15 protein-coding genes are annotated in these 18,485 nt (G+C 66.7%); 6 read left to right on the top strand and 9 right to left on the bottom strand.

The annotated features are described in order from the left end of the window. Nucleotides 1-4: 4 nt before the first annotated feature. Nucleotides 5-1,483, bottom strand: coding sequence for a S41 family peptidase (locus tag IEW49_RS08825; RefSeq protein WP_188642326.1), 1,479 nt, complete (start codon nt 1,481-1,483; stop codon nt 5-7). Between the two features lie 75 nt (nt 1,484-1,558). Continuing rightward, nucleotides 1,559-1,999, bottom strand: a complete 441-nt coding sequence (gene soxR / locus IEW49_RS08830) for a redox-sensitive transcriptional activator SoxR (protein ID WP_188643159.1) — start codon at nt 1,997-1,999, stop codon at nt 1,559-1,561. A gap of 123 nt (nt 2,000-2,122) precedes the next feature. Between soxR and IEW49_RS08835 the strand changes: the two genes are divergently transcribed. Continuing rightward, complete coding sequence (locus tag IEW49_RS08835; protein WP_188642327.1) at nt 2,123-2,494, top strand: VOC family protein; 372 nt, start codon at nt 2,123-2,125, stop codon at nt 2,492-2,494. A gap of 59 nt (nt 2,495-2,553) precedes the next feature. On the opposite strand, the gene IEW49_RS08840 is transcribed toward IEW49_RS08835, so the two are convergent. Together IEW49_RS08840 and IEW49_RS08845 are read right to left on the bottom strand one after the other, a co-directional pair. Further along, nucleotides 2,554-2,766, bottom strand: coding sequence for a PspC domain-containing protein (locus IEW49_RS08840; RefSeq protein ID WP_188642328.1), 213 nt, complete (start codon nt 2,764-2,766; stop codon nt 2,554-2,556). Next, nucleotides 2,763-2,909, bottom strand: coding sequence for a hypothetical protein (locus tag IEW49_RS08845; RefSeq protein WP_188642329.1), 147 nt, complete (start codon nt 2,907-2,909; stop codon nt 2,763-2,765). Before IEW49_RS08845 ends, IEW49_RS08840 begins: the two co-directional genes overlap by 4 nt. Before the next feature lie 221 nt (nt 2,910-3,130). Here IEW49_RS08845 and recF point away from each other — a divergent pair, with 221 nt between their 5' ends. Further along, complete coding sequence (recF, locus tag IEW49_RS08850; protein ID WP_188642330.1) at nt 3,131-4,213, top strand: DNA replication/repair protein RecF; 1,083 nt, start codon at nt 3,131-3,133, stop codon at nt 4,211-4,213. 6 nt (nt 4,214-4,219) lie between these two features. Here recF and IEW49_RS08855 read toward each other — a convergent pair whose 3' ends face one another. After that, the gene (locus IEW49_RS08855) at nt 4,220-4,939 is read right to left on the bottom strand and encodes an arylesterase (protein WP_188642331.1); all 720 of its coding nucleotides are present in this window, start codon (nt 4,937-4,939) and stop codon (nt 4,220-4,222) included. 81 nt (nt 4,940-5,020) lie between these two features. On the opposite strand from IEW49_RS08855, the gene IEW49_RS08860 reads away from it, so the two are divergent. Both IEW49_RS08860 and IEW49_RS08865 read left to right on the top strand, forming a co-directional pair. Then, nucleotides 5,021-5,707: an ABC transporter ATP-binding protein gene (locus IEW49_RS08860; RefSeq protein WP_229658143.1), complete on the top strand. Its 687-nt coding sequence runs from the start codon at nt 5,021-5,023 to the stop codon at nt 5,705-5,707. Between the two features lie 99 nt (nt 5,708-5,806). Continuing rightward, nucleotides 5,807-8,311 carry an ABC transporter permease gene (locus tag IEW49_RS08865; RefSeq protein WP_188642332.1) on the top strand — a complete coding sequence of 835 codons (2,505 nt, stop codon included), beginning with the start codon at nt 5,807-5,809 and terminating at the stop codon, nt 8,309-8,311. Here IEW49_RS08865 and IEW49_RS08870 read toward each other — a convergent pair. Continuing rightward, a complete protein-coding gene (locus IEW49_RS08870) occupies nt 8,308-10,125 on the bottom strand; it encodes a diguanylate cyclase (protein WP_188642333.1) in 1,818 nt (605 codons plus the stop codon). The two genes, IEW49_RS08865 and IEW49_RS08870, sit on opposite strands and share 4 nt — an antisense overlap. A gap of 108 nt (nt 10,126-10,233) precedes the next feature. Continuing rightward, nucleotides 10,234-12,891: a TonB-dependent receptor gene (locus IEW49_RS08875; RefSeq protein ID WP_188642334.1), complete on the bottom strand. Its 2,658-nt coding sequence runs from the start codon at nt 12,889-12,891 to the stop codon at nt 10,234-10,236. Nucleotides 12,892-13,151: 260 nt separating this feature from the next. On the opposite strand from IEW49_RS08875, the gene typA reads away from it, so the two are divergent. Then, nucleotides 13,152-14,990 (top strand): translational GTPase TypA, encoded by a 1,839-nt coding sequence (typA, locus tag IEW49_RS08880; RefSeq protein ID WP_188642335.1) that lies wholly within the window; start codon nt 13,152-13,154, stop codon nt 14,988-14,990. 113 nt (nt 14,991-15,103) lie between these two features. Continuing rightward, nucleotides 15,104-15,775 carry a hypothetical protein gene (locus tag IEW49_RS08885; protein WP_188642336.1) on the top strand — a complete coding sequence of 224 codons (672 nt, stop codon included), beginning with the start codon at nt 15,104-15,106 and terminating at the stop codon, nt 15,773-15,775. Between the two features lie 12 nt (nt 15,776-15,787). Here the strand turns inward: IEW49_RS08885 and IEW49_RS08890 are convergent, their stop codons facing one another. Both IEW49_RS08890 and IEW49_RS08895 read right to left on the bottom strand, forming a co-directional pair. After that, the gene (locus tag IEW49_RS08890) at nt 15,788-16,753 is read right to left on the bottom strand and encodes a copper resistance protein B (RefSeq protein ID WP_229658144.1); all 966 of its coding nucleotides are present in this window, start codon (nt 16,751-16,753) and stop codon (nt 15,788-15,790) included. Further along, nucleotides 16,750-18,432 (bottom strand): copper resistance system multicopper oxidase, encoded by a 1,683-nt coding sequence (locus IEW49_RS08895; protein WP_188642337.1) that lies wholly within the window; start codon nt 18,430-18,432, stop codon nt 16,750-16,752. Before IEW49_RS08895 ends, IEW49_RS08890 begins: the two co-directional genes overlap by 4 nt. Nucleotides 18,433-18,485: the final 53 nt, after the last annotated feature.

Here is an 18,485-nt window from a genome sequence, read left to right on the forward strand (position 1 = left end):
CCGATCAGCGACGCGCAGCGCGGATTTGCGTCAGCGCCGTTTCGAGCATGAGGTCGCGTTTCTCGCCGATCGGATTGGGAGCGATCGGATATTCCGGCACGACACCGCGCACCTCTTCCGAGCCCGATGGCCGCACCATATAGGCCTTTGGATAGACGATCGAAGCGCCCGAATTCGGCAGGCTGAACCGTTCGACGGCGCCGTAGGTGGTCGGCAGGTCGGCGGTCTCTTCGCCCATGATCGTCGCGATATCGAGATCCTGCATCAGCGCCGCGACCACCGCCGCGTTCGAATAGCTGTGCTTGTCGACCAGCAGCCAGACCCGCCCTTCGAAGGCGTTTTCATCGATCGGCTCAATCGACGGAAGTTCGATCGCCACCCGTTCGCCCACTTTTGCGGTTGCGATCGCCGAACCGACCTTGCCGCCAAGCGTATCGGAATCGATCTCGCGATCCTGCCAGATGCGTTTTGTATTGGCTCCCGCCCGAATCTCGTAGCGCGATGAGTGACGAAAAGGCTCGTCGACCAGCCTTGCGACGATGAGATCGGAAAAGCTCGCATCGCCGCCCGGATTCCCGCGCAAGTCGATCAGCAGGTCGCGCGCGCCCGAGCGTGCCATACTGGCGAAGGCCTCGTCGACGAAGGAGCTGAAGGCCCCGATCGCATAATCACCTTCGCCATCGCCGCGTTCTTCTTCGGTGGCGAAGAACGGTCCCGGCTGGAGATAGTAGATATCATCGGGCATCTCCCGCGCAACTCGCGTCGAGGCGCGGCGCTCGGGTTTCACAACAGGGCGCGATTCCTGGAGAGCGAGCATTTCACCATAGGTCATGGCCGCGATCTCGCGGCTTCGGGTCGTGCCGTCCGAAACGACATATTCGACGGCGAGAGCATCGACCGGGCCGAACATCTGGTGAAGGTAGACCGGAAGCGCCATCTCCACCTGCGCGCGCAGCAGGCGTGGCGTATCGGCGGCGATCAATTCGCGGGCTCGATCTTCGAACTGTTGCATGGTCATTCCGCCGATCCGCGTGATACGCGATCCCGGCGGCATATCGTCAGTCGTGTCCGCCCACTCCTCGGTCAGCATGGAATCACCGCGATACACGATGGACAGCGGGACTATCGTTCCGCCGGCCTGGACATACGCAATCGTATCGCCGACGGGCGCATCGGTCTTCGAATGGCCAATATTGCCGAAGGCGAGTGCCTCTTGGACCAGCAGGTTGAACTCCGGCTTTGCAATCGGTCCCGAGATCCGAGCGCGAAGTTCCGCGATCTTGGCGTCGTATTCGGCCTCGCTGCGCCGCGCGAACAGGTCGACATGCTCCTGTTGCAGGCTGGCGTAGAGCGAGGCGAGGTCGGCCCGCGCTTCCTGCGCGGTGAGACAGTCGCGACACGCGGCTTGTTCCTGCGCGGAGGCTCCTGTCGCGGCAGTCACGAGCAGGAAAAAGCCGGCGATTCGAGCGAATAAACGGGTCATGGCCCGCTGTCTTATCCGCCCTGCCCAGCGGGTCAACTGGGCGGGTGGAGGGGCAATCGATGGTGCCGTGGGCGGCTAATCCAGCACGAAGCGCGGGCCTGCCCCCATCGCGGAGGCGCGGTCGTCCTTGTTGTAGAGCGCGCATTTTTCGAGGCTCAGGCAGCCGCAGCCGATGCACTGGTCGAGCTTGTTGCGGGTGCGGTGGAGCAGCTCGATCTTGGCATCGAGCATCGCCCGCATCGACTGGCTGATCTTCTGCCAGTCGCGGAGCGTCGGGGTGCGGCCCTGCGGTAGCTTGGCGAGTTCGCGCTCGATCTCGTCGAGATTGAGCCCGAGCTTCTGCGCGATCAGGATGAAGCTCAACCGGCGGATGTCCGAGCGCAGGAAGCGACGCTGGTTGCCTGGGCTGCGCAGGCTCTCGATCAGGCCCTTCTTCTCGTAGAACCGGATCGCCGACACCGCCAGCCCGGTGCGCTTCGCCAGCGCCCCGATCGGTAGCAAGTCGTTTCGTGTCATCGCCATTTCCGCTTTCCCCCATCGGCAGAACCGCCATTGACCTGAACCTAACTTCAGCTTGCATATAGAGCAAGTCCCTCTCCGGAGGGGCATTGGACCAACCTCGACTAGAGGAGACGAACGATGCCCAAGGGCTTGCTCGAACACGTGAATATCTCGGCAACCGATCCCGACCGCAGCGCCGCGCTGCTCGAAAGACTGTGCGGATGGAAGGAGCGCTGGCGCGGGCCGTCGATGCTGGGCGGGCGCACAATCCATGTCGGCACCGATCGGCAATATGTCGCGCTCTACACCGGCGACCAGGTGAAGGGGGACTTCGCCAAGGGCGCGCCGCTCAACCACGTCGCGCTCGAAGTCGACGATCTGGCGGCGGCGGAAGGAGTGGTGAAGGAAGCGGGTCTCGAACCCTTCGGGCGCGGCGATTACGAGCCGGGCGAGCGCTTCTACTTTTTCGATTGGGACGGGATCGAGTGGGAGGTGGTCAGCTATGAATGAGCCGATCCTGCGCAACCCGATCTTCGGCAGACGTGACGAGGTCGCCCTCGAGGGGCGACCTAGTCTGCGATCAGGCCGATCGCGAGATAGATCAGGAACGGAGCACCGATCCCGAACAGGGCGGCGAGGACCCAGGCCACGCGCACCAGCGTGACGTCCCAGCCGAAGTAATTGGCGATCCCGGAGCACACGCCCATCAGCTTGGCGTCGGCGCGGCCGAGGCGGAATTTGGTCGGTGCCCCGGGATTTTGGCGTCGATCGAGCTGGCTCATGCGAGCTGGCCGATGACGATGGTGTCGGCGGCGATGGCGCTGTCGGTGGGGACGGCGACGGTGCCGGTGATCAGGACCAGGGAAAGCGCGAGCGCCGAGAAGGCGGCGGCGACCTGGTTGCGAAGCGAAGAAAGCGTATTCATTTCAAGGGTCCTTTTGGTGGGCCGAGACCCCATTGTCTGGCCACGCCGAGTACTTTGCAGGAGGTGTGCCAAACTCAAAAAATCGCGGGTTTCTGCGGTTTTCTGACCGGGCGCACGATTCTTTACAGGAAGTGAATGCCACGTTGTGGGATATTTTCCCAATTCTTGGTTTCGTGAATTTCGCGTGACCTTTGCCTGCCCCCTCCCCTAGGAATTCCTCCATGGCGCTCGCCTCGCTCACCCTGTCCGATTTCCGCAACCATGCGCACAGCGAATTCGCCGATGCGCGGCGATTCAACCTTCTGCTCGGCGAAAACGGCGCGGGCAAGACCAATGCGCTCGAAGCGATCTCGCTGCTCTCTCCCGGGCGCGGCATGCGCCGCGCGGCGCTGGGCGAGATGGCGCGCGATGGCGGTACGGGCGGACTCGCGGTTGGCGCGGACCTGCGGGTCGGCGACGACATCGTGCGGCTCGGCACGCGGATCGATCCCGCGCGCCCCGGCAGGCGCACCGCGCGCATCAACGGCGCCGACGCCCCGCTCGCGCGGCTCGGCGAATGGCTCGGCGTGCTGTGGCTGACCCCGGCGATGGATCGGCTCTTTACCGAAAGCCCGGGTGGCAGGCGCCGCTTCCTCGACCGGCTGGTGCTCGCGCTCGAGCCCGGTCACGCGCATCACGCCACGCGCTACGAGACCGCGCTGCGCGAACGCAACCGGTTGCTCGCCGACGATGCCTTGCCCGACCCGGTGTGGATGGCGGGGATCGAGGCGCAGCTCGCCGAGCACGGCGCGGCAATGAATTTCTCGCGTGCGGCGCTGGTCGGTCGCCTCTCGCGCGCGCTCGCACAACTGCCCGAGGAGCCCTTCGCGCGACCCGATATCGCGCTCGACCAGGGCGGGTCGGACGATGCCGACGCGCTGCGCGAGGCGCTGGCCGCGCATCGCCCGCGCGATCGCTCCGCCGGGCGCACGCTGATCGGCCCGCACCGCGCCGACCTCCTCGTCCACATGGCAGGCAAGGACCGCCCTGCCGGCGATTGCTCGACCGGCGAACAGAAGGCGATGCTGATCGCGCTGGTGCTCGCGCATGCCGGGCTGATGCCGAAGGATCGCCCGCTGGTCCTGTTGCTCGACGAGGTCGCCGCGCATCTCGATCCCGAGCGGCGTGCGGCGCTGTTCGATCGCCTGCGCGACGGGCAAGCGCAGGTCTGGCTGACCGGGACCGAGCGCGCGCCCTTTGCCGAGATCGAAGCCGAAGCCGCGCGCTGGGACGTCAGCGCGGGCTCGGTCGAAAGGCGCAGCTGAACCGGGTTATTCGGCGGTCGCGGTCGCTTGCTCGGGAATGGCGGCCACAACCTCGTCAGCCGTATCCTCGACAAGCGTCCCGATCGCCGTAGCGGTCGGGTGGATGCGGTCGGACTGGAAATTGCCCGGGTCGCGGTAGATCGATTCGAGGAAGAACGGCACCAGCGGCACGTCGAACTGCTCGGCGAGCTCGCGATAGATCGCGTCGTACTGGCTGACGAATTCCTCGCCCAGATTGGGCGGCGCGCGCATCCCGAACAGGATCGCGGGCACGTCCTTCTCGCGCGCGATCTCGAGCATGCGGCGCAGGTTCGACCGGGTCTGTTCGGGCGGGATCGAGCGCAGCAAGTCGTTGCCCCCCAGCTCGATGATCACGAGGTCGGGCTTGTGCGGCTGCCCGTCGATCGTGAAGGCGAGGCGATCGCGACCCGCCTGCGTGGTGTCGCCCGAAACGCCGGCATTGGCGATATTGGCGTTGATCCCGCGCGCGCGCAGCGCCGCCTCGAGCTGCGCCGGGTAGCTCTGCCCGGCCTCGACCCCGTAGCCCGCGAACAGGCTGTCGCCGAAGGCGAGGATATGGACCGCTTCGCCCTGCGGGTCGGCGGCGGCTTCGGGCACGACCGGGGTCGCCTGCGCAGCCTCGGCGGGAGCGGGCGCTTCGTCCTCGGTCGAACCGCAGGCGGCCAGCAGCGCCAAGGCGCTCGTCGATGCGATAATGCGTTTCATTGTGAAACCTCCTTGCGGGTTCGCTCCTAGCTATGCCATCGCGTCCGGGTGACAAGTCTTTCCTCGACGAACGCCCCATCCGTGCGGACCGATCTGGCGATCGACGCGCGCGATATCCGCCTCACCCTCGGCGATGCCGCCCGGCCGGTCGAGATCCTCAAGGGGATCGACCTTGCGGTGTGCGAGGGCGAGACACTCGCCCTGCTCGGCCCTTCTGGCTCGGGCAAGAGCTCGCTGATGGCGGTGCTCTCGGGGCTCGAACGCGCCTCCGGCGGCAGCATCGAGGTCGCCGGCGAACAATTCGCCACGCTCGACGAGGATGCGCTGGCGACCGCGCGGCGCGGCAAGATCGGGATCGTGCTCCAGGCATTCCACCTGCTGCCGACCATGACCGCGCGCGAGAATGTCGCCACGCCGATGGAACTGGCGGGGATGGACGGCGCGCGCGCCCGCGCCGCGAGCGAACTCGAGGCGGTCGGGCTCGGCCACCGGCTCGATCATTACCCGACCCAGCTGTCGGGCGGCGAGCAGCAGCGCGTCGCGATCGCCCGCGCGATCGCCCCGCGCCCGACGCTGATCTTCGCCGACGAGCCGACCGGCAATCTCGACGCCGCGACCGGCGAGCAGATCATCGAGGTGCTGCTCGACCGCCGCCGCGAGACCGGCGCCACGCTGGTGATCATCACGCATGACCCCGCGCTGGCCGAACGATGCGACAGGATCGTGACGCTCGCCGACGGCAGGATCGAGAGCGATAGTGCACAATAGCCTCTATTCGTCATTCCCGCGCAGGCGGGAATCCATGGAGAGCGGCAGGACGGGTGTCGATCCGCCCTGGAACCCCGCCTGCGCGCGGATGACGAGATAATGGGCTGGTCCACCGCCTGGCGCATCGCCAAGCGCGATCTCAATGCGCGCTTTCGCGGGTTGCGGCTCCTGCTCGTCTGCCTGTTCCTCGGCGTCGGGGCGCTGTCGGCGATCTATTCGCTGACCGGCGCGATCGAGGGCGAGCTCGAAACGCGCGGGCGCGAAATCCTCGGTGGCGATCTGCAGGCCGAGGTCTGGCAGCGCGGGCCCACTGAAGAGGAACTCGCCGCGTTCGAAGCGCTGGGCGAAGTTTCGATCGGGCTCCGCATGCAGGCCAGCGCGCGCAATGGCGATCTCGTCTCCCCGATCGAATTGAAATCGGTCGACGAGGCCTATCCGCTGGTTGGCGTCCTCACGCTCGAGGACGGTCGCGACGTCGGCGCACCCGCGATGGACGAGGCATGGGTCAGCCGTGGCGCGGCCGACCGGCTCGACCTTGCCCCGGGTGACACCTTCTCGATCGGCGGGCGCGAGGCGCGCGTCGGCGGGATTATCGCGAACGAGCCCGACCGATTGAGCGAAGGCTTCTCGCTCGGCCCGCCCGTGCTGGTGCGCACCGGCTTTCCCGAGGCCGCAGGGCTCGCCGCGCCGGGATCGTTCTACCAGTCGAAGACCCGCATCGCCTTCGACGGCCCGCGTGAGCTCGACGCGACGGTCGAGGATCTCGAAACCCGCTTCCCCACAGCGGGCTTCGATTTCGACACGTCCGAGCGCGCCTCGCCCGGGGCCGAGCGCTTCGTCTCGCGGATGGGCCAATTCCTCGTCCTCGTCGGCCTTGCCGCGCTGGTGATCGCCGGGATCGGGATCGGCGGCGGGGTCGCCTCCTATCTTGAGGCCCGGCGCCAATCGATCGCGACGTTGAAGGTGCTCGGTGCGACCAGCCGCGACATCGCGCGCATCTACCTGTTGCAGATCGTCGCAGCGGCGCTGGTCGGGAGCCTCGCCGGGCTGGTCGCCGGGCTTGCGCTGACACCGCTGCTCGGGGCCGCGCTCGAGGACCTGCTGCCGGTCGCCGCCGGGGTGACTCTCGATCCGCGCGCGCTGCTCGTCGCGCCCGCTTTCGGCCTGCTGGTCGCGCTGGTGTTCGCCGCGCCCCCGCTGGCCAAGGCACGCAGCTTCCCCGCCATGGCGCTGATGCGCGCCCGCGCCGCCCCGCTCGCGCGCGATCGCGCCGCCTGGCTGCCGGTGACGCTCGGCCTCGCCGCGATCGTCGTGCTGGTGCTCCTGACTTCGCAGCAGCGCATGCTGAGCATGTTCTTCCTTGGCGGGGCCGCCGCGATGCTCGCCGCGCTGGCGCTGCTCGGCTGGGCGATCCGCCGGCTCGCCGCGCGCGCGCCGCGGCCCGGTGCGCCGCTGCTGCGGATCGCACTCGCCAACCTCCACCGCCCGGGCGCGCAGACCGGCGCGCTGGTCACCGCGCTCGGCTTCGGCCTCTCGGCCTTCGTCCTGCTCGCCGCGATCCAGACCAGCATCGCGGGCAATATCGCACTGAGCGTGCCCGCACGCGCGCCCGACTATTTCGTGCTCGACGTGCCGCGCGACGACGAACCTGCCTTCCGCAAGCTGATCGAGGAGACCGCGCCCGGCTCCGACGTACGCACAGTGCCCGCACTGCGCGGGCGGATCCTCGCCTACGGTCCCGAAGACGCGCAGGTGGTGGTCGACGAGCTCGAGGAACTGCCCGAGGGCGCGTGGCCGCTGCGCGGCGAACGCGGGCTGACCTATGCCGACGAGGTACCCGAGGGCAATTCGCTGGTCGAGGGCGAGTGGTGGGGGCCGAATTGGGCAGGCGAACCGCTGGTCTCGGTCGACGCAGAACTCGGCGAGGTGCTCGACCTCGACATCGGCGACACCATCACGATCGGCGTGCTCGGGGTCGAACGCACCGCGCGGATCGCCAGCTTCCGGCGGATCGACTGGGAGGCGCTCGGCTTCAATTACGTGCTCGTGTTCTCGCCCAATGCGCTGGAGGATGCGCCGCACAACCTCGCCGCGACGATCGAGACCCCCGGCGGGCCTCCGCCCGAACTGCTGCAGGCGCTGGTGCGAGAATTTCCCTCGAGCTCGCCGATCGAGGTCGGCGGATTGCTGCGCCAGGCGCGCGACCTACTGAGCCAGGTCGGCGCCGCGATCCTCGCCGCCGCCTCGGTCGCGGTGCTGGCCGGGCTCGCGGTGCTGACGGGCGCGATCGCCGCGGCGCGCGCGAGCCGGCTCTACGACAACGTGATCCTGCGCGTGCTCGGCGCGAGCCGGCGCCAGCTGCTGGTGCTGCAATTGCTCGAATACGGCCTGCTCGCGCTGGTGCTGTCGGGGGTCGCGCTCGCGATCGGGAGCGGGCTTGCCTGGCTGGTGGTGGTCGAACTGTTCGAGTTCGACTGGCTGCCCGACTGGCCGACGGTGCTCGCGGTGCTCGGCGGCGGGGTCGCGACGGTGCTGGTGGTGGCGCTGGGCGGCTCGCTGCCGCTACTCAGGGCCAAGCCCGCGCGCGCGCTCCGGACGCTCTAGGCCGCGTCGGCCCGGGCCACGGTGAGCCGGTTCCGCCCGTCGGCCTTCGACTGGTAGAGCGCGGCGTCGGCGGCTTGCAGGAAGAAGCTTTCGTCGGCCCCCGTCTGGTGCAGCGCCACACCGAGGCTGACGGTCAACCTGTCGAGGCCGAGTTCGGGATCGCCAGACAGCTCGTGGACCGCATGGCGCAACCGCTCGGCGACCTTGGCGGCGAGTTCCGCATCCGCACCAGGCAGGATGACGAGGAACTCCTCGCCCCCCAACCGTCCGAACAGGTCCTGGTCGCGCAGGCACGAGCGCCCTGCCCCGGCGATTTTCTGCAGCACGAGATCGCCCACGCCGTGCCCGTGCGTATCGTTGATCGCCTTGAAGTGATCGACGTCGAGCATGATGATCGCGAGATCGCGGCCGGTCTCGTCCGCAGTCTCCATCTCGCGCGCGAGCATGGTCAGCAGCTTGCGCCGGTTGGCCACGCCGGTGAGCTGGTCGGTCTCGGACAGCAGCAGCGCCTTGCGCACGTCCTGTTCCGCCTGCACCCATGCCTGCTCGAGCTTGCCCATCGCCTCGACATGGTTGGTGATGTCCTTGAAGACGCCGAACAGGGCGTCCGAACGATCCATTTCCGACCGCTCGACATAGCCCGACGAATGGACGAACCGCAGCTCGCCGCTCGGGCGCCGGATACGGATCTTGTAGTCGAACGGCTTGCCGCTGATGATCGCCTCGCGGAACGCCGCGCGCACGATTTCCACGTGCTCGGCATCGATCGCACCGCTGTTCAGGTCCTGCGGCTCGTCGTGGTCCGGGTCGAGCCCGAAGATCCGGTACATCTCGTCGGACCATTCGATTTCACCGCTCTCCACGTCGTAGCGCCAGTGCCCGACATTGGCGAAGGCCTCCGCGGTCTCGAGCAGCGTGTTGCGCCGGGCCAGTTCCTGCGCCTGGCGCCGCGATTTCTCGAGCAGCGTCGATAGCGGCAATGCCGAAGCGAACACCGTCAAAAGGTAGAGTTGCAGCATGTAGATGCTGATGATCGGGTCGTCAGTGAAGCCGGTCGGCAAGCGGTCGAGCGCCGCCGCTGTCGAACCGCCGATGGTGACCAGCATCAGCATCCCGAGCGCCCCGGTCACCCCGAGCAGGTAGGTCGCGAACACCGTCACCGTGAGCGGCAGGAACAGCAGCGCAAAGCGGGTCTGAAAGAATGCCACCGCGATCGAGGCCGCGCCGGCGAGCAGGATCACGATCGCCTTGAGCCACATGTCGCGGGACAGGAGGCGGCGGTGCCGTCCCTGATAGAGGATCACGAGGGTGGGGGCCACGATCAGCTGGCCGAGCAGGACGGTACTGAACCACGAGCCGGCGAATTCGAGCGGGGATTCGATCGCGGGCAGGGTCGCGGCGATCATCGCGCCCGAAGCCGAAGCGATCACCGCGCCGAAGAAGAACCGGGCGACCCAGACCGGGTCGTCGAACCGGCCCCAGGCGCGGTTGCCGTCGAGGCTGATCCGGGAGGCGATCATGCCCCCGGCGAGGTTGCCGGCGGTAAACCCAGTCGCAAGCAGCCACGACTGATTGAAGACCAGGTTCACCACCATGCTGGCGATACCGACGAGGAGGAGGAGCGCGATCCGCGCGTTGCCCTTGAGCAGCATCAGCCCCGCGAGCAACACGCCGCTCGACGGCCAGATCACGGCGATCCCATCGGCGGTGCGTGTGGTGACGAGCGCCAGCACCGCGAGCAGGCCGTAGCCGAGCGCGAAGGCAAGCGGAGCCCACCACGCTGTGATCCCGGCGTTGTCGACCCTGTCTGACATCGTATCCCTATGCCGAGTGGCGGTTAACAACGACTTGAGAACGCACGCCGCGCCAATACGAGAAAGGGGGCACAGGGCCCCCTTTCCGTATCATCGAGTGCGGTCGGTTCAGAAGCGGAACCGCGCGGTGGCACCATAGGTGCGCGGGGCGTTGGGATAGCCCGAGACGGTCCGCGACTGCGCCACGCCCGGGAAGATCGTCGTCAGGTAACGATCATTGGTCAGGTTGCGCGCCCAAGCCGACAGTTCGAACCCGTTATCCATCGCGAAGGTCAGCGAGGCGTTGACCTGATTGACCTCGCGGGTGAACTGGGTCGCCGCCGCGCGCGCCGAGGCGAACGGATCGGCCGCGGTCGGATCGGCGAAGTCGGGCAGGCCGTCGAGGATCTGCGTGTCGCTCTCGTGATAGTAGTCGACGCGCGGGATCAGGCGATTGCCCGAGCTGCCGAGATCGATCGTGTACATTGCCGAGGCCGCGAACGTCAGCTCGGGAATGCCGGCCGGGGTGCTGCCCGACAGGTCGCCCACGGCCGAACCGGTGAACTCGTCGTAGTTCGCATCGAGCACGGTGGTCGCCATCGTCAGCACGAGGTTGTCGGTCGGCGTGAGGGTCATGTCGAACTCGATGCCCTTGGTCGACTGGACGCCCGCATTGGCCAGCGCGAAGCCGGTGCCGGTGAAGGCGAAAGACTGGAACCCTTCGATCGTCTGGTCGAACAGCGCGAGGTTGAACGAGATGCCCGGATACACGCCTTTGAGGCCGATTTCGTAGACTTCGGCGTTCTCGGGGCCGGCGAAGCGCGAACCGGTGGTGAGGTTCGGCACGGCGAGACCGGCATTGAAGATCGGCGAGTCGGGTGCGGCGATGAGGCTGCGGCCCGGGCCCGGGGTGAAGTCGGCGGCCGACGGGCGGCTGTCGCGCGACAGGTTCACCGACGAAGCTTTGAAGCCGGTCGCGTAGGTGATGTAGCCGTTGAGCCCCTCATAGAGGTCGGCCGACAGTCGCAGCGTGTAGCTGAAATCGTCGTCCGCGGTCCGGCCCGGCTCGACCGAGTTGGGCAGGTTGAGGAAGGGCGGCTGGAACTGCAGCGCGGTCAGGCCGAGCAGCGGGTTGATCGCCGGATTGGTGGCCGCGGCGATCAGCGCCGCCCGGTTGGCGGCGGGCAGCGACCGGAAGGCCGTGGGCGAATTGATCGCGCCACCCGTGGCACCGATGATGAAGGCGTCGACCACGTTGATCTGCGCCAGCGGATCGTAGCTCGCCTGCGACAGCGTGAAGTTCTTCTTGTCGTCGGTGTAGTTGAACCCGGCGGTCAGCGTCACGCCTTCGAACACCTCGTAATCGAACGTGCCGAAGATCGAGTAGGCTTCGTTGTCGAGCGCGAAGAATTCATCGGTCAGCGGACCGGGCGCGAAGATCGAGTTCTGCGGCAGGCCGAGTGCGAACTCGACGCCCGACAGCGTCCCGGGGACGCCCCCGCCGGCGAGCAGGTCGAAGAACGGCCGCGACTGCGTGCCCGTCGTCAGGCCCGAGACCTGGCGGATTTTCTCGTCGAACAGGAAGCCGCCGAGCAGGACCGAAAGCGGCCCGAATTCGCCGGTCAGGCGAAGCTCGGAAGTGAAGGTGTCGACCGACTGGTCGCGCAGCTCGTTGACCACGTCGACGCTGGTGAAATCGACGTCCTGCTCGTTGCGCGAACGCAGTTCGCGATAGGCGGTGATCGAGGTCACCGAGAACGGTCCGAACTCGGTGTCGAGCTGCAGCGAGACGCCGTAATTCTCGACTTCGTTCTCGGGCAGCCGGTTGAGGAAGGTGCGGTCGTCGTAGATGCTGTCGGGACCGGTATTGGTCGCCCCGCCGAGCGCGAAGAGCAGCGGCGTGGTCGGACCGGCCTGGACGGTGCCGACATAGCAGCACAGTTCGTCGATCTTGCCGTAATCGGCGATCAGGCGTGCGCTGGAGACCGCGTCGGGCTCCCACAGCAGCTGGCCGCGGACGCTGTAGCGATCGCGATCGTTGATGTTCTCGCCGAGCCCGACCGCTTCGACGTAGCCGTCGCGGGTGTTGTACGAACCGTCGATCGCGAAGGCGACCGTGTCGGTGATCGGGCCGGTCACATCGCCCTTGACGATGAACTGGTCGTAATTGCCGTAGGTCGCCGAAACCGAGCCGCCGAATTCGAACTGCGGCGCCTGGGTCACGACCGAGATCACGCCGGCGCTGGCGTTCTTGCCGAACAGCGTCGACTGCGGGCCCCGCAGCACCTCGATGCGCGAAACGTTGGCGAGGTCGGAGATCTGGCCCGCCGAGCGCGAGCGATAGACGCCGTCGATGAAGACGCCGACCGAAGGCTCGATGCCGAAATTGTTCGCGCCGTTGCCGAAGCCGCGGATGATGAAGGTGGTGTTGGCCGAACTCTGCAGCTGGCTGACCCGCAGCGACGGGGTAACCGTCTGGAGGTCGATCAGGTCACGGATTTCGGCGCGCTCGAGCGTTTCGGCGGTCGTCACGCTGACCGAGATGGGCGTGTCCTGAAGCGTCTGCTCGCGCTTGGACGCGGTAATGACGATGCGATTGCCGGTCGCGACATCCTGTTGCGCGCCGAACTCGTCACCGTCGGCGGGCTGCGCCATTTCGAGATCGTCCTCGTCGGATGCCTGGTCGACATCCTGCGCGAAGGCGGCGGAAGGCAGCGCCACGCTCGCCGCACCGGCAAGCAGGGCAAAACGAAGGCCGGCACCACGGCCGTTGAAACGGGTATTCATACGACGATATTCTCCCAAATCGCGCGGCCGGTTTTCGGGCCTGCGCATTTCCCATGTCACAACGGTTAATCGATCGATTAGGATTGGACAATCGCGTTAACGCGGATTTGCCCCGCTCCGTCCCCAAGCGCGTCTATACTGTTGCATCTGCGCCACAAGTCCCCATCTTGCAGGCGACGCGCCCTTAGGCTAGTGGCGCGCCCGATTGTGCGGCGCACAATGAGATGCCGCCGCCCACAACTCGCAACACGGATATTTTCATGACCACTTCGCTCCGCAACGTGGCGATCATCGCGCACGTCGACCACGGCAAGACCACGCTGGTCGACCAGCTTTTTCGCCAGTCCGGCACCTTCCGCGACAACCAGCGCGTGGAAGAGCGCGCGATGGACTCGAACGACCTCGAGAAGGAACGCGGGATCACCATCCTCGCCAAGCCGACCTCGATCGAATGGGCCCCGCCCTCGGGTGGCGAGAATATCCGCATCAACATCGTCGACACCCCCGGCCATGCTGATTTCGGCGCCGAGGTCGAACGCATCCTGTCGATGGTCGACGGCGTGATCCTGCTGGTCGACGCCGCCGAAGGCCCGATGCCGCAGACCAAGTTCGTCACCGGCAAGGCGCTTGGCCTTGGTCTGCGCCCGATCGTCGTGGTCAACAAGATCGACCGCCCCGACGGCCGCCCGCAGGAAGTGCTCGACGAGGTGTTCGACCTGTTCGTCAATCTCGACGCCGACGACGACCAGCTCGATTTTCCGGTGCTCTATGCCTCGGGCCGCGCCGGCTATGCGGGCATGGACGACAGCGTGCGCGACGGCGACCTGCTGCCGCTGTTCGAGACCATCGTCTCGCACATCCCCGAACCCGATCTCGATCCCGACGGCGAATTCGCGATGCTCGCGACGCTGCTCGATCGCGACCCGTTCCTCGGCCGCATCCTGACCGGCCGGATCGAGAGCGGTCGGCTCGAGGTCGGCATGCCGATCCGCGCATTGAACCTGAAGGGCGAAGTGATCGAAGCGGGCCGCGCCACCAAGGTGTTCGCCTATGAAGGCCTCGATCGCGTCCCCGTGCTCCATGCCAAGGCGGGCGACATCGTCGCGATCGCGGGCCTGACAGATGCGACCGTGGCCGACACGATCGCCTCGCCGGAAGTCACCGTGCCGCTCCACGCGCAGGAAATCGACCCGCCGACGCTGAGCATGACCTTCGCGGTCAATGACAGCCCCTATGCGGGCCGTGAGGGCGACAAGGTGCAGAGCCGCGTGATCCGCGAACGACTCGAGCGCGAGGCCGAGACCAACGTCGCGATCCGCATCACCGAAAGCGCCGAGAAAGACGCCTTCGAAGTCGCCGGCCGCGGCGAGCTCCAGCTCGGCGTGCTGATCGAGAACATGCGTCGCGAAGGCTTCGAGCTGTCGATCAGCCGCCCGCGCGTGCTGTTCCAGGAAGAGAACGGCCAGCGGATGGAGCCCTACGAGACGGTCGTGGTCGACGTCGACGACGAGCACTCGGGCACGGTCGTCGAGAAGATGGCGCAGCGCAAGGCCGAGATGACCGACATGCGTCCCTCGGGCGGCGGCAAGACCCGCCTCACCTTCTCCGCCCCCTCGCGCGGCCTGATCGGCTATCACGGCGAATTCCTGTCCGACACGCGCGGCACCGGGATCATGAACCGGCTGTTCGAGAAATACGGCCCCTACAAGGGCAAGATCGAGGGCCGCCAGAACGGCGTGCTGATCTCGATGGAACAGGGCGAAGCGGTGGGCTACGCATTGAACGCGCTCGAAGATCGCGGCGTGCTGTTCGTGAGCCCGGGCGAGAAGCTCTACCAGGGCATGGTGATCGGCGAGAACGCCAAGCCGCAGGACCTCGAGGTGAACCCCTTGAAGTCCAAGCAGCTGACCAACTTCCGCTCGACCGGCAAGGACGACGCGATCAAGCTGACCCCGCCGCGCAAGATGACGCTCGAACAGGCGATCGCCTATATCCAGGACGACGAACTGGTCGAGGTCACCCCGCAGAGCGTCCGCCTCCGCAAGCGCTATCTCGATCCGCACGAGCGCAAGAAGATGTCGCGCAAGGAAGCCGCCTGACGCGCGGCAACAGCTTGTTCCGCTGACTGAAACCGTAAGGGCCGCGATCTTGCTATCGCGGCCCTTCGTGTTTTATCGCTTCCCCGGGTTCGCGACCGAGGGGAGGATGTCGGATGTCGGAACTGCTTGCGCTTGTCGTCATTGCGATCGTCGCAATCTGGCTCTTTCGCAGGGTCACGGCAGGATCGTCATCGCGCAACGCCGCTCCCCCTCGGTCGAGCTTCGAGATCGAGCGGGACGAAGCGATCGAGCGGCTGTTCGAGGGGATGCAGCCGCTGGTGCGACATGCCGAAGCGCTCAATCGCCGCCTGCGCGACCTGCTCGAGCGCGATCTGCAGGGCAATATCCCCGACCTGAAGCGCGAAAAGCTCGAATCCGAGCTGGGGCGGATTTTCGATGACGAGCTGGCCCAGCCCAATTCGATGCACCTGTGGTTGCGACGGATCGGGGAGTCGGGCCCCGTATTCGAATTCTCCGACACGGCGAGCCGCAGCTTCCACGACCGCTTCATGGGCCCGGTCGATCACGACGATACCGAGAAGTGGGAAAAGACCGTCGCCTATGCGGTGCTACGCTGGGACATCCAGGGGGATTACTACACCGGCATGGCGCTGCTCGACCTCGATGCCGCCAAGACCCTGCTCGATCGCCTGATGTGGCTGCACGTCGAACAGATGCCCTTCGGCTACACGCCCGAAATGCTCGGGGTCGAACCGGGATCGGTGCAGGACCTGATCGCGGAGAACAAAGCCTACCCGCAGGTCGGACCCTACTTCAAACGCTGAACTACCGGCGAGCTAGAACCACGCCCGCACGCCCAGCACCGCGACGAACCCGCCGGTGCCCTCGCCCTCGGCGCGCGCGATATCGGCGGTGCGGCCGATCTTGCGCTCCCAGCCGACCCCGACATAGGGCGCGAATTCGCGGGCGATTTCGTAGCGCAGGCGAGCGCCCGCCTCGATCTTGGTGATCCCGCTGCCGAGATCGAATTCGGGGATATCCTGCGCGGAGAATTCCATCTCGACGCGCGGCTGGAGGATCAGGCGTTGGGTGATCTTCTGGTCGAGCTCGGCCTCGACCAGCGCGGTGAGGTCGCCCTCGGTCGAGAGGAAGGCCGCGGCGTCGACATGGAACATGTAGGGCATGAGGCCCTGAACGCCGACCGCGAGATGCGCGCGTTCGACCGGCGCGATGGTGTAGCGCACGCCTGCCTGGAAATCGAACCACGGCCCGATCGCGCGGCTCCAGAGTGCCTGCACGTCTGCGTCCTCGAGCGGCTCGCCGAATTCGCCTTCGCCTTCGGACTTGAGCCAGATCTTGTCGATATCGCCGCCGTACCAGGCCTGCGCGTCCCACAGATAGGCATCGTGCGCGCCGCCGCGATATTCGAGCCGTTCGACCATCACCATGCCGGTGGTCATGCTGCCGTTCTCTTCGGCCAGCTGCGCCCGCGCCGGGGCCATCGCGGCCTCGCCGTAGATTTCGTCGGCGGCGTGGCGCGGCCCTTCTAGCGCGGCGGGCGGCGGGGTCTCGTCGAGCGGGATCACGGTGTCGGCCTCGCCGACGGTCAGCTGCCCGTCGGGGCCGAACTGGAGGCCCGGAAGGATCGGCGCCTGGGTGGGAGCCGGTGCCGGCTGTTCGGCCTTTTCCTTCTCCTGCTCCTCCTGCTTGCCGTGCTGCGAATGGTCCTGCGCCAACGCACTCGCGGGCAACAGTGCAGCACCGGCGACCAGCGTCGCGGCAAGTTTCATCGCGCGGTTCATGCCGGGAACGGCCGCACGGTCACGACCTGCATCATGCCGGCGTGCATGTGGTAGAGCAGGTGGCAGTGGAAGGCCCAGTCGCCGGGCTCGTTGGCGGTCAGGTCGAAGGTTGCCTTGCCGCCCGGCTGGACGACCATCGTGTGCTTCAAGGGCTGGTCGGTCGCGCCCGCGCCGTTGACCAGTTCGAAGAAATGGCCGTGGAGGTGGATCGGGTGCGCCATCATCGTGTCGTTGACCAGCGTCACGCGCACCCGCTCGTCATAGGCGAAGCGGATCGGATCGTCGGTCACCGCCGTGAAGCGCTTGCCGTCAAACGACCACATGTAGCGTTCCATGTTGCCCGTGAGGTGGATTTCCATCCGCCGCGTCGGCTTGCGGCGCGGGTTCGGCTTCTTCGCGCGCAGGTCGGTGTAGCGCAGCACGCGGTGATCCACCTTGTCGAGGCCGAGACCCGGGAAGTCCATCCGGTCGACCGGCATCGGCGAGACCATGTCGACGCCTGCGGGCTCGGCATCGGGCGGCAGCTTGGACATGTCGCGCATCGAATGGTCCATGCCCTCCATCTCGTCCATTCCCGCCATGCCCATATCGGCCATGGTCAGCGTGACCGGTTCGCGCAGCGGCGGCACGAGTCCCTTGCGGCCCGGCGTATCGGTTAGCGTCGCGACGCCCATGCCCGAGCGATCCATCGCCTCGGCGACGATCGTGTGCGCGCCGGCCTTCGGCTCGACCACCACGTCGTAGGTCTCGGCCGTCGCGATCTGGAATTCGTCGACCGCGACGTCGCGCACGTCCTGCCCGTCGACCTGGATCACCTTCATCTCGACGCCCGGGATGCGGACATTGAAGAAAGTCATCGCCGAACCGTTGATGAAGCGCAGCCGCACGCGCTCGCCCGGCTTGAACAAGTATTCGAGATCGTCCGCCGGGCCGTGGCCGTTCATCAGGAAGGTGTAGGTGGATCCGGTAACGTCCGAGATGTCGCGCGGGTTCATCCGCATCTTCGCCCATTCGCGCCGCATTTCGCCCGACATCTCGCCATTGGTGGCGGTCTGCATCTGGCGGTTGAAATAGTGTTCGCCGACCTTCAGTTTCCGCATCACCTCGTGCGGGTGGAGCGGGGTGAACTCGCTTAGCAGCACGACGTAGTCGCGATCGTATTGCGCATCTGACCCGTCGGCCGCCTCGATCACCAGCGGGCCGTAATGCCCGGCCTGTTCCTGCAGCCCCGAATGGCTGTGCCACCAGTATGTCCCGCTCTGGCGGATCGGGAATTCGTAGGTGAAGGTCTCGCCCGGCCTGATTCCCGGGAAGCTGACCCCCGGCACGCCGTCGAACTGGAACGGCACCAGCAGGCCGTGCCAGTGGATCGAGCTGTCCTCGTCGAGATTGTTGGTGACGTGCAGCCGGACGTCCTGCCCTTCGCGCAAGCGCACGAGCGGCCCCGGCACCGACCCGTTGATCGCCACCGCATGGCCACTGCGTCCTCCGGTCGAGAAATGCGCGCGGTCGATGGTCAGGTTTATGTCCTCGCCCGACAGTTCGGGCGGCCCCTTGACGGCATGGCGCAGCGACCCGCCGCGCGCCCAGGCGGGCACGGTCAGCGCGGAGGCCGCGGCGAGCGCGACGGAGCCGGACAGGAACGAGCGGCGGGGAATCGAAAGGCGCGAAATGGTCATGGGGGAAGAGGACCGGTCGACAAGGGGTAACGTTGACTTGATGGGTTCCTTCT

Origin of the sequence: Pseudoblastomonas marina (assembly GCF_014641655.1) — a bacterium.
In the GTDB taxonomy this organism is placed as follows: Bacteria; Pseudomonadota; Alphaproteobacteria; order Sphingomonadales; family Sphingomonadaceae; genus Alteriqipengyuania_A; species Alteriqipengyuania_A marina.